The organism is Mesorhizobium sp. B2-6-4, assembly GCF_006441495.1.
Taxonomy (GTDB): Bacteria; Pseudomonadota; Alphaproteobacteria; order Rhizobiales; family Rhizobiaceae; genus Mesorhizobium.
Genome location: NZ_VFUE01000013.1, coordinates 96,133 through 112,002 on the forward strand (window position 1 = coordinate 96,133; position 15,870 = coordinate 112,002).

The window sequence follows — 15,870 nt, forward strand, 5'->3', positions numbered from 1 at the left end:
CCCGTTCCTACTTCGGCAGCGCATACGCCATCATGTAATCGCCGGGCTTGGTGCCGACCGAGCCATGGCCGCCGGCGACGATGACCACGAACTGGCGCCCGTCAGCCACCGTATAGGTCATCGGCGTCGATTGCCCGCCGGCTGGCAGGCGCGCCTGCCAGAGCTGCCTGCCTGAGGTCAGGTCGTAGGCGCGCAGGTAGTCGTCGACCGCGGCGCCGAGGAAAGCCACCCCGCCGGCGGTGATCATCGGCCCGCCAATGCCGGGCACGCCGACCTTCAGCGGCAAAGGCAGCGGCGTCATGTCGTAGACGGTGCCGTTCCTGTGTTTGTAGACGATCTGTCCGGTCCTGAGGTCGGCTCCGGCGACATAGCCCCATGGCGGCGCCTGGCACGGAATGCCGAGCGGCGACAGGAACGGTCCCATCACCACCGCATAAGGAGCGCCGTCATTTCGGTTCAGCCCCTGCTCGCTGCCCTTGGCGTCGCCTGGTGGCGGCACGTCCGCGCGGGGCACAAGCCTGGAGGTGAAGGCGAGATAGGTCGGCATGCCGAACAGCACCTGCCGGACCGGATCGACCGCCACGCCGCCCCAGTTGAAGACGCCGAAATTGCCGGGATAGACCAGCGTGCCCTGCAGCGATGGCGGCGTGTAGCGGCCCTCATAGCGCAGCCTGTGCAACGCGATCCGGCACGCCAGCTGGTCGAACATGGTGATGCCCCACATGTCGGCATCGGTCAGCGGCGGCGGATTGAAGGAAAGGTCCGACACCGGCTGCGTGGGCGATGTGTGGTCGCCTTCGATGGCGCCGCCGGGCGCCGGCACTTCCTTGACCGGGATGACCGGCTCGCCGGTGCGCCGGTCGAGCACGTAGAGGTCGCCCTGCTTGGTCGGCCCCACCAGCGCCGGCACGACCGTGCCGTCGGCCTTGGTGATGTCGACAAGGCTCGGCTGCGCCGGCACGTCCATGTCCCACAGGTCATGGTGCACGGTCTGGCGCACCCATTTCAATTGCCCCGTATTGAGGTCGAGCGCGGTGATCGAGGAGGAGAATTTCTCGACGTTGGCGCTGCGGCCGGCGCCGAGCTGGTCCGGCGTCTGGTTGCCGAGCGGTATGTAGAGCAGGCCGAGCTTTTCGTCGGCACTCGGCGTCGACCACATGTTGGGCGAATTGGCGGTGTAGGTCTGGCCTGCCGCCAGCGGCGTGGTCTGGTCGGGATTGCCGGAATCCCAGTTCCAGATCAGCGCGCCCGTGGAGGCATCGAAGGCGCGGATGACGCCGGACGGCTCCTGCGTGGAATAATTGTCGTTGACCGCGCCGCCGACGATGATCTTGCCGCCCGATATCAGCGGCGCCGAGGTCGAATAGTAATAGCCGGACTTGGGATAAGGCATGCCGGTCAGAAGGTTCAGCGTGCCGCCTTCGGCAAAGGACGGACAGACCTGACCGTTGGCGGCGTCGAGCGCGATCAGCCGCGCGTCCGAAGTCGGCAGGTAGACACGCGCGGCGCAAGGCTGCCCGGCACCGATCTTGGCGTCGGCGTAGTAGGAGACGCCGCGGCAGGTCTGGTGCTGGCGGTCCTTGTCGAGCTTGACCTGGGGATCGTAGCGCCACTTCTCCTTGCCCGTGGCGGCGTCGATGGCGATGGCGAAATTGTGCGGCGTGCAGATGTAGAGCGTATCGGCGATCTTCAGCGGCGTCACCTGATAGGTGGTCTCGCCGACATCGTCGGGACCTTTCACGTCGCCGGTGCGATAAGTCCAGGCCGGCTGCAGGTTGGCGACGTTCTCCGGCGTGATCTGGTCGAGTGGCGAATAGCGCTGGCCATAGGGCGTACGGCCGTAGAAGTGCCATTCGCCGGCAGGTATGTCGCCGCCGAGATCGGCCGCCGGGGTCACCTTGTCGGTGTCGAGATTGCCGGCAATATCCTTGGGATCGGTCGTCATTGAATAGCCGGCGACCGCCAGCGACGCCAAAACGGCGAGAATGAGCGGCGCGCGGATATCGGGACCAACAAGGCCCCGCCTCGCCCACGGCGTCAGCAGCCACAACGCGACGAGCACGATGATGCCGCCGCGCGGCCCGAGTTCCCACCAGTCGAAGCCGATTTCCCAGACCGCCCAGGCAAGCGTGCCCAGCACGATCGCGGCGTAGAGCCAGAGCGCGGTGGATCTGCGCCGGTAGAGCAGCCATGCTGCGATGAGGAAGGCGATGCCTGATATGATGTAGTACCAGCTGCCTCCCAGTGAAGCCAACCAGATGCCGCCGGCGCCAAGCGCGAGGCCGATGAGGAAGAGGATGAGGGAGGTGATGGTGACAGCCAAGATGATACTCCTTCGACTGTTGCGCGCCTCGAGGCGGCCGTGGGCAACAGGATCCCCTCCCTGCCCTTTACGCAGCTTTCCCTCACCCGCCCTGCCTGTCAAGCAGGCCGGAAACAATCAGGAGTGGAACAAAACGTAGACAGTTCTGGTCTTTCTCCACCGAATCACTACATTCGGGGGCGATGTCCGGCTTTTCCGAAGACATGCCCTTTTTCGATGAACCCGATGCGCGGCCCACCGCCCCGTCGGGCATCGCCGCGCGCGCCATGGCTGCCCGCAGCGGCCACAACAACGCGCCCGACTATCTCAAAGGGTTGAACCCCGAGCAGCGGCTGGCGGTGGAAACCACCGAAGGTCCCGTTCTGGTGCTGGCCGGCGCCGGCACCGGCAAGACGCGCGTCTTGACCACCCGCATCGCCCACATCCTGGCGACCGGAAAAGCCTTTCCCTCGCAGATCCTGGCCGTGACCTTCACCAACAAGGCCGCGCGCGAGATGAAGCAGCGCATAGGCATCCTGATCGGCGAAGGCAATGTCGAGGGCATGCCCTGGCTCGGCACCTTCCACTCGATCGGCGTCAAGCTCTTGCGCAGGCACGCCGAGCTTGCCGGGCTGAAATCCGACTTCACCATCCTCGACACCGACGACGTCGTGCGGCTGATCAAGCAATTGATCCAGGCCGAGGGCCTTGACGACAAGCGCTGGCCGGCCAAGCAGTTCGCGCAGATGATCGACGGCTGGAAGAACAAGGGGCAAGGCCCGGCCGATATCGCCGAGGGCGATGCGCGCAGTTTCGCCAACGGCAAGGGCCGCGAGCTCTACAAGGCCTATCAGGAGCGCCTGCAGACGCTGAACGCCTGCGATTTCGGCGATCTGCTCTGCCACCCTATCCGCATCTTCCGCGCCAATCCGGACGTGCTGAAGGAGTATCACAAGCGGTTCAGATACATCCTGGTCGACGAGTACCAGGACACCAACACCGCGCAATACATGTGGCTGCGGCTCCTGGCACAGCGGCCAAATAGCGGGCGTAGCGCGACGTCTACGGATTTGCATTCGGCCGAAGGCCGCAAGCCCGACCGGGCGTCCGAGCCTTCGCGAGGCCCCTCCCGCGACGCCGAAGGCGCGCAGAAAAGAGGGGTCGGGCCCGCGCCGGCAGGCGCGGAACAACCCGTGAGCGAAAACAAAGTAAACATCTGCTGCGTCGGCGACGACGACCAGTCGATCTATGGCTGGCGCGGCGCGGAGGTCGACAACATCCTGCGCTTCGACAAGGATTTTCCCGGCGCCACCATCATCCGGCTGGAGCGCAATTATCGTTCCACCGCGCATATCCTCGGCGCCGCTTCGCACCTCATCGCCCACAATGAAGGCCGCTTCGGCAAGACGCTGTTCACCGATCGCGACGATCCCGAGGATGGCAAGGTCAACGTCCACGCAGCCTGGGATTCCGAGGAGGAAGCGCGCGCTGTCGGCGAGACCATCGAGGCTTATCAGCGCCAGAAGCACAATCTCAACGACATGGCGATCCTGGTGCGGGCGTCCTTCCAGATGCGCGAGTTCGAGGACCGCTTCGTCACGCTCGGTCTCAACTACCGCGTCATTGGCGGCCCGCGCTTCTATGAGCGCATGGAGATCCGCGACGCGCTTGCCTTCTTCCGCGTCGTCGCGCAAGGCGCCGACGATCTCGCCTTCGAGCGCATCGTCAATGTGCCCAAGCGCGGCCTCGGCGAAACCACCATCCGTCAGATCCACGACACGGCCCGCGCGCTGCGTGTACCGATGCTGGAAGCCGCTGCCAAGCTCGCCGAGAGCGATGAATTGAAGCCCAAGCCGCGCGCCGCATTGCGCGAGGTCGCCGCCAATTTCGAACGCTGGCAGAAGGCGCTGGAAACCACGCCGCATACTGAGCTCGCCGAGACCATCCTGGAAGAGAGCGGCTACACCGACATGTGGAAGAACGACCGTTCGGTCGAGGCGCCCGGCCGGCTGGAAAACCTCAAGGAGCTGATCCGCTCCATGGAGGAGTATGAATCGCTGCGCTCCTTCCTCGAACATGTCGCTCTGGTCATGGATGCCGAGCAGAACGCCGAACTCGACGCCGTCAACATCATGACGCTGCATTCGGCCAAAGGCCTCGAGTTCGAGACCGTTTTTCTCCCGGGCTGGGAGGAAGGCCTGTTCCCGCACCAGCGCGCGCTGGACGAAGGCGGCCGTTCCGGCCTGGAGGAAGAGCGCCGGCTGGCCTATGTCGGCGTCACCCGTGCCAAGAAGAACCTGCACATCTGGTTCGTCTCCAACCGCCGCATCCACGGCCTGTGGCAATCGACGATTCCCTCCCGCTTCCTCGATGAACTGCCTGAAACCCATGTCGAAGTCGCCGAAAGCGGCAACTCCTATGGCGGCTACGGCAATTCCTATGGCGGCGGCTCGTTCGCTTCCGGCCGGGGCGGCCGCCAGAACCCCTATGGCGCCTCGCGCTTCGACAATGTCGGCGCCGAAAAATCCGGCGCCTTCGCCAACAGCTACGCCACGCCGGGCTGGCAGCGGGCGCAGCAGAACCGCACCGAGGCGACCGATCGCAACTGGGGCTCGCGCTCCGGCCACCAGATCGAGCGCATCGGCTATGGCGAGACCGACAGCGGCTACGGCGCCGGCCGCACGAGCATCAAGGGCCGCACCATCGATGGCGAGTTGGTCGCCAAATCCGTCGCCGACACGCCGTCCCCCTTCAACGTCGGCGACCGCGTCTTCCACCAGAAATTCGGCAACGGCAACATCGCGGCCATCGAAGGCAACAAGCTGACCATCGACTTCGACAAGGCCGGCCAGAAACGCGTGCTCGACGGGTTTGTCGCGGCTGTGTGAGAAAAATGGACACTCACTCGCGTAAGGAGCTGGTCAAAAATCCTGAGGTTTTCTTGTGAAAATCGAAGTAGATTTTGACCCTAATTATGTTTGCGATTTCACAGCTAAAATTGATTGGAATGAATTCCAATAGCGTGGACGTCCGAAGTGAACGGAACTTTCGGTAGTCACCCGGGCCGGACCGCTCAGTCCACCTTCTTCTCTCCCGCCTCGCCAGCCTTGACGATATCTCCCGTCGTAAACAGGATTTCCTTCAGTTCCGCGCGCCAGTCCTGCTTCTGACGCAGCAGGAATTCGAGATCCATGCCGAAATGCTTGAACTCCTCGCCTTGCGCGTTCTTCATGATGGCGCGGGCCTGCGGGTCCTTCTCCACCGACATGCGCTGTTCGTACCAGGAGATCGCTTCCGCTTCCTCGATCAGCGAGGTGATCATGCGGGCGAAGGTTCGCACCTCCTGCGACAATTCTTCGGGCGGTTCGTGATACTGGTCGAAACCCATGTGGTCGTCCTCCCTCAATGGCTCGCAATGCGAGCAGGCACCGGCCGTCCCATGAATGCATGAGAGGTGCAGCGGGTTCCGGATCGCACCCACAATTCAGGACGATGAGAGGAATAAGCTATCTCACGATACCGGCGCCGCCCCGCCCTGTTCGGTGCGGCGCGCGATGAAATCATCGAGCACAGCTGATGTGGCAATAGCCGTCGCCGGCGGCTCGAAATCGGCGAGGATGCGCTTCCAGATACCGGTGGCGCGTTCGGTTGCGGTCTTGGAACCGGCCTGCGTCCAGTTGCCGAAATTCGACCAGTCGGCCACCAGCGGCTCGTAGAAGGCGGTGCGGTAGCGCGCCATGGTGTGACCTGCCGAGAAGAAATGGCCGCCGGGCTGCACTTCGGCGATCGCCTCGAAGCCGATGGCATCGTCGTCGCCGGGCGTGGCGGCGCACAGTTCAGCCACCGTCTGCAACGCCTCGATGTCGGTGACCAGCTTTTCGAAGGAAACGCTCAGCCCCCCCTCCAGCCAGCCGGCGGCATGGATGCACACGGTGGCGCCTGCCAGCACCGAGCCCCACAGCGCAAACTGCGTCTCATGCGCCGCCTGCGCATCGGAGATGTTGGCCGCGCTGCCGCCGCCCGAACGCCACGGCAGGCCGGTGAAGCGCGCCAGTTGGCCGGCTCCGAGCGTCGCCTTGATATGCTCCGGCGTGCCGAAGGCCGGCGCGCCCGATTTCATGTCGACATTGGAGGAGAAGGAGCCGTAGACGACAGGAGCGCCCGGCCGCACGATCTGCGCCAGCGTCAACCCGGCCAGCGCCTCGGCATGCTGCAGCGTCAGCGCGCCGGCCACCGTGATCGGGGCCATCGCACCCGCCAGGCAGAAGGGCGTGATGATCAGGACCTGGCCCGCCCTGGCGAAGTCGATGATGCCTTGCGCCATCGGGATGTCGAGCTGGCGCGGCGAATTGGTGTTGATGACGGTGTAGCAATGGGCGCCCGAGCGGAACTCGTCCTCGGACAGCCCGCGCGCCAACCTGATCATGTCGAAACTATCGTCGACCTGCGGGGTGCCGCGCGCGAAGATGAAAGGAAGCTTGTCCGACAGGGTCAGTTGCGCCCGGTTGACGGCGTAGTGGCGAAAACGGTTGTCGATGTCCTGCGGCTCGACGCAAGGTCCCAGCATGTGCAGCACGTCGAAATGCTGCACCAGCTTGATGAACTCCTCGAAGGCCGCCAGTGTGCCTGGTCGGCGGCCGCGTTCGAGGTCAGTGACGTTCGGCGCGCCGCACCCTGCCAGGAAGGTCATCGACCCGAGTTCCAGCGTCAGATCGCGGGAGCGGTCACCGGCATGGGTCTGGATCGATTTTGGCGCCGAGGCCAGTGCAGCCGCCACCATGTCGCGGCCGATCCGCACCATGTCGGTTTCGGGGTCGATCAGGGCGCCGGCGCGAGCGAGCAGGTCGCGCGCCTGCGGCAGCAGAACCTTGATGCCCAGCTCTTCCAGCACGCGCAGCGCCGTGTCGTGGATCGAGGCGACGTGGTCGTCCGAAAAGATTGGCTGCGGCAGGAATGGGTTCTTCAGAGAGCGGTAATTGGGCCGGCGGCTGCTCTCGCTGCCGGCGTCGCCGATGCGTCCTCGCCGGCGCTCGCGCCTGCCTTCGCGTGCCGCGTCATCGATCATCCGGAAACCTCCTCATTGCCGCATCGCCTTGCCCAAGGGATCGTAGGGCGAAGCCGGAATGACACGCGCCGGCCGCTCAGTGCCGACAATGTGCACGCAAAGCGCCGTTCCTTCCTCGGCAAAATCGCCATCCACCAACGCTAGCGCGACGCGCTTGCCGATCGTGTAGCCAAAGCCGCCGGAGGTGACGAAGCCGACGCGCCGAGCGCCGTGCCAGACCGGCTCGAAGCCGCTGGCGTCCGCGTCGATGGCATCGACTTCCAGCGTCACGATCCGTCGTGCAACACCGGCCTTGCGTTCCTTCAGCGCCGCCTCGCGGCCAATGAAATCGCCCTTGTCGAAAGCAATGAAGCGGTCGAGCCCTGTCTGGCCGGGCGTGTAGCCTTGCGTGAATTCACGCGACCAGATGCCGAAGCTCTTTTCCAGCCGAAGCGCGTTGAGTGCGTAATAGCCAATCTCGGCGAGGCCGAGATCCTCGCCGGCGGCAAGCAGCGTTTCGCGCAATGTGGCATGCATGGTGGCCGGGCAGTTGATCTCGAAGCCGAGTTCGCCGGCGATGGAGAGGCGAGCCATCCTTGCCCGCACCATGCCAATGTCGAATTCGCCGCATGCCATGAATGGCAATGCTTTGGGGGAGATGTCCTGGTGCGTCGTGCGCTCGACGATCTTTCTGGCATTGGGGCCGGTGACCAGAAAGCCCGACATCGCATCTGAAATATCGGTGACGCAAACGCCTTCAGCCATATGCGCTTCGAACCAGCGCATGTGGAATTCGCGCAGATAGTAGGAGCCCATCAGCCAGTAGTCGCCATTGCCCCAGTTGAAGACGGTGAGATCGCCCTTCAGCCGCCCGTCCGGCCCGAGCATCGGCGCCAGCCTCGCCTGTCCCGCCTTCGGCAGCCTGCAGGCCAGCAGCCTGTCGAGCCAGGCCTCCGCGCCCGGTCCCGTGATCGCGTAGCGCGCATAGGCCGAGATATCGATGAGGCCGGCGGCGCGCCGGACTTGCAGCGCCTCGTCACCGACGATGTCGAAGGCGTTGGAACGCCTGAGCGTCGTCTCCTCGCGGAATCCCATCGGCGCGAAATAGGCGGGGATTTCCAGCCCCCAGGAGGCCGTCCATTCGCAGCCCGCCGCACTCATGCCGTCATAGGCGCCGGGGCGTTTCAGCGGCCGGCCCGCAGGCAGCCGTTCGTTGGGAAAGGTCATGACGAAACGACGAGAATAAAACTGTCGCGTCGTCTGCCTGAGATATTCCCGGTTTGCGGCGAAGGCGCCGTAGCGGGCGATGTCCATGCCGAAAATGTCGGCCTGCGGCTCGCCGTAAATCATCCACTCGGCCAGCGACTTGCCGACGCCGCCGCCCTGGCTGAAGCCGGCCATGACGCCGCAGGCGACCCAGTAATTCTTCAGGCCGCGGACCGGCCCGACGATCGGATTGCCGTCCGGGGTGAAGGTGAAGGCGCCGTTGACCCATTTGCGGATGCCTGCCGTCGCCAGGCAAGGGAAGCGCTCATGCGCCTTGGCAAGTTCCGGGCCGATGCGGTCGATGTCTTCGGGGATGAGCTCGATGCCGTAATCCCACGGCGCGCCGTCCATGTTCCAGTGCTTCGGGTTCTGCTCGTAGACGCCGAGCAGCACGCCCTTGCGCTCCTGCCGCAGATAGGAAAAGCCGTCGAGATCGACGGCCAGGCCGATCTCCTTGTCGAGGGCAGCGACTTCCGGAATGTCCTCGGTGACGAAATAATGGTGCTCCATCGGCGTCACCGGCAGTTCAACCCCAGCCATGCGGCCGAGTTGCTTGGCCCACAACCCGCCGGCATTCACGACATGCTCGGCGGTGATGGTGCGTTGCTCTGTGACCACGTCCCAATGGCCGTCGGCGCGCGCCTTCAGCTCGACCACGCGGTTGCGCAGGATCACGTCGGCGCCGCGCTTCTTGGCGGCACCGACATACGCATGCGTCGTGCCGTAAGGGTCGAGATGGCCCTCGTTGGAATCGTAGAGGCCGCCAAGCACGCCGGTGACGTCGACGATCGGGCAGATCGCCTTGATCTCGTCAGGCGTCACCAGCCGGGCGGTCTCGATGCCGACCGACTGGAATACCGCCCAGGCCGATTTCAGCCACTCCCAGCGCGCCGGATCGCTGGCGATGTTGACGCCGCCGGTCATGTGCAGGCCGACGTCCTGGCCGGATTCGGCCTCGATCTCGCGGTAAAGGTTGATGGTGTAATCCTGCAGCGCGGCGACATTGGGGTCGGCATTGAGCGCGTGGAACCCCGCCGCCGCATGCCAAGTCGACCCCGCCGTCAGTTCGGCGCGCTCGATCAGCGCCACATCCGACCAGCCGAACCGCGCCAGGTGATAGAGCACCGAAGCGCCCACCACTCCTCCCCCGATGACGACTGCGCGGTAGTGAGACTTCAAGGCTTCCCTCCCCGGACTGTCCGAAACCGGCACCATATACGTACTGTACATAAGTGTCTAGTACTGCGAACAGCTCCTGGACGCTGTCGAACCTGTGTTGGAACGATCGATTTTCCGGCGCGGCCGCACTTCCCCAGCAGCGTCGCGGCGGGCCGACGCGAATGCGTCACCAACTGTCATGCAAGCATCATGTTCGCGCCTTAGACCGCTTGCCGAGGGCACAAGCGGCCCTCCAGGGCGGCAGCCTCGCCGCCGCCAGGCAACCTCAGAATTCCGCCGTCCCGGCGCTTTGTCATCAAGGGGATATCCATGACGCATCTACGCTCATTCTCGTTGCGGCTGCTGGTCGCCGCGCTGGCGGCCTCGGCCGTTTCGCTGCCCGCCTTCGCCGACAGCTCGGCCAGCGTCGGCGGCGCCAGTTTCGTCAACAAGGGGCTGGTGGGGGTTGGCCGCATCCCGGCCGGCCAGCGCGACAGGTTCGGCGAGACCTTCGGCTCCGGCTCCGGCATGTCGATCGACACCGCGGGCTGGACGCATGATGCCGGCACCTACAGAGGCTCGCTGTGGCTGCTGCCCGACCGCGGTTATAACGTCGTCGGTACCACCGACTACCGGCCGCGCCTCAACACGATCAACATCGAGTTCGCCCCGGTGGCGCCAGGTGCCGCGCCCGCGGCCGGCCAGGAGCAGACCGGCGTCAAGGCGACGCTCGCCGACACCATGCTCCTGACCGACGACAAGGGCGCCGACGCCAGCGGTCTCGACCCGCTGAACGGCGTGCGTCCCGCCGCCGGCGACATGCCTGTCCTGCCGCAGGCCGACAATGGCAAGCTCGCGCTCGACAACGAGGCGATCGTGCGGCTGCCCGACGGCACCATGCTCGTCTCCGACGAATACGGTCCCGACATCTACCGCTTCTCCGCCGACGGCCGTCTGATGTCGGCGACCCAGCCTCCGGCCGCGCTCGTGCCGATGCGCCACGGCACGGCCAATTTTGCTTCCGACAATCCGGGCCCAGGTGCTGCCGAACCCGACCCAAAGGATCCCGAAACCGGCCGCCAGAACAATCAGGGCCTCGAAGGCATGGCAATGACGCCGGACGGCAAGTTCGTAATCGCGGTCTTGCAGTCGGCGACCCGGCAGGACGGCGGCGATTCGGCCTCGACGCGCCAGAACACCAGGGCGCTGATCTATGACGCCTCCGATCTTGCCCATCTCAAGCTGGCACATGAATATGTCGTGCCGCTGCCGGTGTTCAAGGACGCCAAGGGCAAGACCAAGGTGGCTGCGCAAAGCGAGATCGTGGCGCTGTCGGATACCGCTTTCCTGATGCTGGCGCGCGACAGCGGCAACGGCCAGGGCCTGAAGGGCGAGGAGTCGCTGTATCGCAAGATCGACATTGTCGACCTTTCCGGCGCGACCGACATCGCCGGCGGTCCCTTCGATGCCGCCGACAAGCCGGTGGCGCCCAAGGGCGTGCTCGATCCGTCGGTGACGCCGGCAAGGCTGACGCCGTTCATCGACATCAACGACAAGGCCGAGCTTGCCCGCTTCGGCCTGCACAATGGCGCGCCCAATGACAAGGACAACCTCTCGGAGAAGTGGGAAGCGATGTCGCTGGCAAGCGTGCTCGATCCGAAGCTGCCCGACGACTATTTCCTGTTCGTCGCCAACGACAACGATTTCCTCGCCCAGGACGGTTTCCAGGTCGGCGCGCCCTACAAGGCCGAGGACGGCGCCGATGTCGACACCATGTTCCTTGTCTTTCAGGTCACGCTTCCCGGCCTCGCCAGGAAGTAAGCATCTTGCAGGAGGCGCCGCCTGGCGCCTCCTGCCCGACAAGCTTGATCGGATGCACGACGGCGTGCCTTGCCCGCCGTCGCTCCTTTCGCAAGGGTGCATCCCGGTCGGGCCTGCGGTATCCTGCGTGCCGGACTCAAAAGAACCAGCTTTGCCGGATTGCCCGCCATGGATGAAAAGATGCCCGCGCGCCGGCGCACCGGTGACCTGACCAGCGGCCCCATTCCGCGCACGCTCCTGCTGTTCGCCCTGCCGGTGCTCGGCTCCAACGTGCTGCAATCGCTCAACGGCTCTGTAAACGCCGTCTGGGTCGGCCGCTTCCTCGGCGAATCCGCGCTCACCGCCACCTCCAATGCCAATCTGGTGCTGTTCCTCATCCTCGGCACCGTGTTCGGCATTGGCATGGCGGCCACCATACTGGTGGCGCAATCGGTCGGCGCCCGCGACCTGCCCGAGGCGCGCCGCATCGTCGGCACCAGCGCCACCTTCTTCTTCTTCGTCTCGGTGCTGTTCGCCGTCTGCGGCTGGATTTGGGTGGACGCCATTCTGGGCGCGCTCGGCACACCGCCCGACGCCTTGCCGCTGGCGCGCTCCTATTTGCGCATCATCTTCGTCGCCGTGCCGATGATGAACCTTCTGTCCTTTGTCATGACGGTGCTGCGCGGCGCCGGCGATTCGCGCACGCCGTTCTTTTTTATGGCGCTCGCCGTCGTGCTCGACATCATCTTGAACCCACTGCTCATCCGCGGCATCGGGCCGTTTCCAGAGCTCGGCATCGCCGGCTCGGCGACCTCGACGCTTGTGGGCCAGACGGTGAGCGTCATTGCCATCCTGATCGTGCTCTATGTCCGTAAGCATCCGCTGCGTCTGGCCGGCGCCAATCTGGCGCTGCTGCGGCCGGACCCCGCCTTGCTGCGCGTCGTCGTCTTCAAGGGCGTTCCGATGGGTTTGCAGATGATCGTGATTTCGGCCGCGGCCCTGACGGTGATGGGCATCGTCAATTCCTACGGTTCGCAGGTGGCCGCCGCCTACGGCATCGCCGCGCAGTTATGGACCTACATCCAGATGCCCGCGCTCGCCATCGGCGCGGCCGTGTCCTCGATGGCGGCGCAGAACGTCGGCGCCGGCCGCTGGGACCGCATCAGCCGCATCGCAGCGTCAGGCGTCGGCTTCAACCTGGTGCTGACCGGTGCTCTCGTGGCACTTCTATGGGTCTTCGATCGCTCGATCCTCAGCCTGTTCCTGAGCCGCGACAGCGCGGCGATAGACATCGCCGCTCACATCAACAACGTCGCATCCTGGTCGTTCATCCTGTTCGGCGTCACCATCGTGCTGTTCGCCACCGTGCGCGCCACGGGCGCCGTGATGCCGCCGCTGGTCATCCTGGTGATCTCGGTGCTGGTCGTGCGCACCGGCTTTGCCTATTTCATGCGCGATGTGATCGGCGAGGAGGCGCTGTGGTGGAGTTTCCCCGCCGGCTCGATCACCTCCCTGCTGCTGGCCGCGGCCTATTACCGTCTCGGCGGCTGGCGCACCCTGCACATGATCGAGAACAGGCCGGCCGCTGGCGAGCCGCCCGACACCGGGCTCGGCGTGCCGCGCCAGCGCGCGCATTTTTCCCCAGAGACGCCGAACGGCTGAAGCTGGCCGCTCTCAAGGCCTGTTTTTCAACCCAAAGCCCAGCGCGACCAGCGCAAACACGATGATCATCGCGGCGAACGCCAGGCTGGCCGCGATGGGGCTGGCATAGGTCGAGATGATGCCGATGCCGATGACGGGCAAGGCATTGCCGATAAAGCAGCAGATGAAGAAGCTGGATACCACTTCGGCGCGGCGATCCTCCGGTGCGATCTCGTTCACCACCTGCAGGCTGCCACGATAGCCGAGTGCGGCCGTCACGCCGCAGCAGGCGGTGGCGGCGATCATCAGCGCCATCGACGCCAGCATCTGCGCCGCCACCACCATGAGGATGCTGGGAATCATCAACGCCAGCGCGGTCAGCATGGCCTTGCCGCTCTGCATTTGCTTCAGCGCTACGATGCTGAGCGCGGTGACGATCGCCAATTCGAAGAACAGCGCACCGGCGACAGCATGGTTCGTCTCATGCAGTTGCTGCGCCAGGATGCTTGGCGCCACCGCGGCATAGAAGCCGACCAGCGCCATGGCGCCGAAACCGGTCACCGCCGGCGCGACGAAGCGCGCGCGGATTTCATCCGGCACGGCAAAGTGCGGCCGCATGGAAATCTGCCCGGGGCCGCCAGGCTCCGCCACCGTTTCGCGTGTACGCCAGACCAGGATGGAGACGAATACAAGCGCCGCCAGATAGACGATGAAGACCAGGCGCAAGGGCCACGGTTCATACTGCGCCAACAATCCCGAGACGAGTGCGCCGAAACCGAGGCCCAGGAAATTGGTGCTGGTGGCAATGACGCTGGCGCGCGCCTTGTCAGCGCCGGGGAGAAGCTCGGCGATCCATGCCGTTCCGGTCCCCGCGCCGACACCGATGCCAAGCCCGCTCAGGACGCGCGCCACATCGAGCAGAACGACATTGTTGGCGAACAGAAAGACAAGCGCGCTGGCGATGGCGACGATCATGGCCGCGAGAGCGGCAGGCCGGCGCCCAACGACATCCGACGCGCCGCCCAACATCAGCAGGGCGCCGAGATTGCCGACGACATAGACCGCGTAGACCAGCGTTAGCGTGATCTGTGAAAAGCCGAATTGCTGCTTGTAGATGATGTACAGCGGCGTCAGCACCGTGCTGCCGGCAAACAGAACGGCGATCATTGTGGCGACCACCGGGATTGCGAGAGCCTCGCCGCCTGCTTCGTTGCGCGTATGCGCCAAGTCACGAATGGCCATGGCCAAACCTCTTCATCAGTTTCAGGGATCGCGACCTTAACGCGCCCTTACTCCCGACGTTCCGGCCGGCCGGCGGGCTCCTGACAGCATGACGGACGTTGTCTGGGCCGGGAAACCCGTTGGCTGAACAGGCTCGTGTCGGAGCCGATGGTTCCGATCCGTCACGACATCCTGTCGTGTGACCCCGCTGCAATCCGTTATTTGCAGGAGAAACCTGGTACGATCTTGCACTTCCCGGGACGCGGTTTGTGCGGTGGGCGATGGTGCGGAGGACGGTGCGGCCGATGCTGCCAGTGCGGCGGACCATGCGGCGGGCGCACGATGATCACCGGCGGGCGAACGACATGGGCCCGCGAGAGATAGCCGGAACTGGCCCAGCCGCTGAAGCCGCCGCCATGGATTCTGCACCAACCCGGTTGGCAGCCGGTGACGTTCACCCTGTAGCCGGCTGGCAGCGTCCCCACCTTGGCATATCCCGACCCGGGCCCGGAGCGCACGTTGAGGTTGGTGGTGGTGTGGGCGCTGTAGGCGAACGCGGCGGCCGACGTGCCGAGGATGGCGGCCAGAATGGTCGCGAGGCAGAGCAGAAATCGAAATCTCATCCGTCACCCCATTCGATCGCTCGGCCGTATGTGGTTCAGCCGAGCCTGTCTTCGATGGAGGACTGTGGCAAGAAAAGTCAACAATTTGCCACAGCAAACCATTGCCGCGAGCCGGCCTGGCGGGAGAGTTTCCCCTGATATAGTTGAGAAATTCCCCGGATGGCGTTTATCGGCCTGACAACATCAGCTAACGATTTACCATCTTCAACGATCGACACCGGACATAGGGCGCAAATCATGGGCAAAGGCAGGGTCGAGGCATTCACCGACGGCGTCGTAGCCATCATCATCACCATCATGGTGCTTGAACTGAAGGTGCCGCATGGCGAGGATCTCTCGGCCTTGCTGCCGCTATGGCCGATCTTCTTCAGCTACGTGCTGTCCTTCATCAACGTCGGCCTTTACTGGAACAATTTGCACAATATGTTCCACACCGTGCAGCGGGTCGACGGCCGCGTGTTGTGGGCGAACCTCAATCTCCTGTTCTGGCTGTCGCTGATGCCGGTGACGACGGCCTTCATGGGCGAAAACCATTTCGCGCCGGTGCCGGTCGCCGTCTACGGCGCCGATCTTGCGCTGTGCGCCATCGCCTACTTCATTCTCGTCGTGACGCTTCACCGATTGCACGGCAACGATACGGCCTTTGCCAGGGCGATCGGCAACGACCGCAAGGGCAAGATCTCGCTTGTCGCCTATCTCTGCGCCATCCCGCTGACCTTCATCAGCCAGTGGATCGGCGTCGCGATCTATGTACTGGTTGCCCTGGTCTGGCTTGTGCCGGACCGGCGTTTCGCACGCGTGATCGAAAAATAGGG

General features: G+C 64.6%; 10 protein-coding genes. 4 read left to right on the top strand and 6 right to left on the bottom strand.

The window, feature by feature from the left end; all coding sequences use genetic code 11:
- Positions 1 to 7 precede the first annotated feature (7 nt).
- A complete protein-coding gene (locus FJ426_RS19355) occupies positions 8 to 2,323 on the bottom strand; it encodes a glucose/quinate/shikimate family membrane-bound PQQ-dependent dehydrogenase (protein WP_140559537.1) in 2,316 nt (771 codons plus the stop codon).
- A 182-nt stretch (positions 2,324 to 2,505) separates the two neighbouring features.
- Between FJ426_RS19355 and FJ426_RS19360 the strand changes: the two genes are divergently transcribed.
- Entirely contained in the window at positions 2,506 to 5,190 is a 2,685-nt protein-coding gene (locus tag FJ426_RS19360) for a UvrD-helicase domain-containing protein (RefSeq protein ID WP_140559536.1), read from the top strand.
- A 185-nt stretch (positions 5,191 to 5,375) separates the two neighbouring features.
- On the opposite strand, the gene FJ426_RS19365 is transcribed toward FJ426_RS19360, so the two are convergent.
- From FJ426_RS19365 to FJ426_RS19375, 3 genes are all read right to left on the bottom strand, one after another.
- The gene (locus tag FJ426_RS19365; protein ID WP_140495272.1) at positions 5,376 to 5,690 is read right to left on the bottom strand and encodes a hypothetical protein; all 315 of its coding nucleotides are present in this window, start codon (positions 5,688 to 5,690) and stop codon (positions 5,376 to 5,378) included.
- A 123-nt stretch (positions 5,691 to 5,813) separates the two neighbouring features.
- Complete coding sequence (locus tag FJ426_RS19370; RefSeq protein WP_140516561.1) at positions 5,814 to 7,367, bottom strand: trimethylamine methyltransferase family protein; 1,554 nt, start codon at positions 7,365 to 7,367, stop codon at positions 5,814 to 5,816.
- A gap of 12 nt (positions 7,368 to 7,379) precedes the next feature.
- Entirely contained in the window at positions 7,380 to 9,791 is a 2,412-nt protein-coding gene (locus FJ426_RS19375; protein WP_140559535.1) for an FAD-dependent oxidoreductase, read from the bottom strand.
- Between the two features lie 309 nt (positions 9,792 to 10,100).
- Between FJ426_RS19375 and FJ426_RS19380 the strand changes: the two genes are divergently transcribed.
- Both FJ426_RS19380 and FJ426_RS19385 read left to right on the top strand, forming a co-directional pair.
- Complete coding sequence (locus tag FJ426_RS19380; RefSeq protein WP_140516565.1) at positions 10,101 to 11,591, top strand: esterase-like activity of phytase family protein; 1,491 nt, start codon at positions 10,101 to 10,103, stop codon at positions 11,589 to 11,591.
- A 168-nt stretch (positions 11,592 to 11,759) separates the two neighbouring features.
- A complete protein-coding gene (locus tag FJ426_RS19385) occupies positions 11,760 to 13,232 on the top strand; it encodes an MATE family efflux transporter (RefSeq protein WP_140495264.1) in 1,473 nt (490 codons plus the stop codon).
- Positions 13,233 to 13,244: 12 nt separating this feature from the next.
- On the opposite strand, the gene FJ426_RS19390 is transcribed toward FJ426_RS19385, so the two are convergent.
- Both FJ426_RS19390 and FJ426_RS19395 read right to left on the bottom strand, forming a co-directional pair.
- A complete protein-coding gene (locus FJ426_RS19390) occupies positions 13,245 to 14,453 on the bottom strand; it encodes an MFS transporter (protein ID WP_140559534.1) in 1,209 nt (402 codons plus the stop codon).
- 197 nt (positions 14,454 to 14,650) lie between these two features.
- Positions 14,651 to 15,055: an SH3 domain-containing protein gene (locus FJ426_RS19395; protein ID WP_140559533.1), complete on the bottom strand. Its 405-nt coding sequence runs from the start codon at positions 15,053 to 15,055 to the stop codon at positions 14,651 to 14,653.
- 237 nt (positions 15,056 to 15,292) lie between these two features.
- Between FJ426_RS19395 and FJ426_RS19400 the strand changes: the two genes are divergently transcribed.
- Positions 15,293 to 15,868 (top strand): TMEM175 family protein, encoded by a 576-nt coding sequence (locus FJ426_RS19400; RefSeq protein WP_140495258.1) that lies wholly within the window; start codon positions 15,293 to 15,295, stop codon positions 15,866 to 15,868.
- The last annotated feature ends 2 nt before the right edge of the window (positions 15,869 to 15,870 follow it).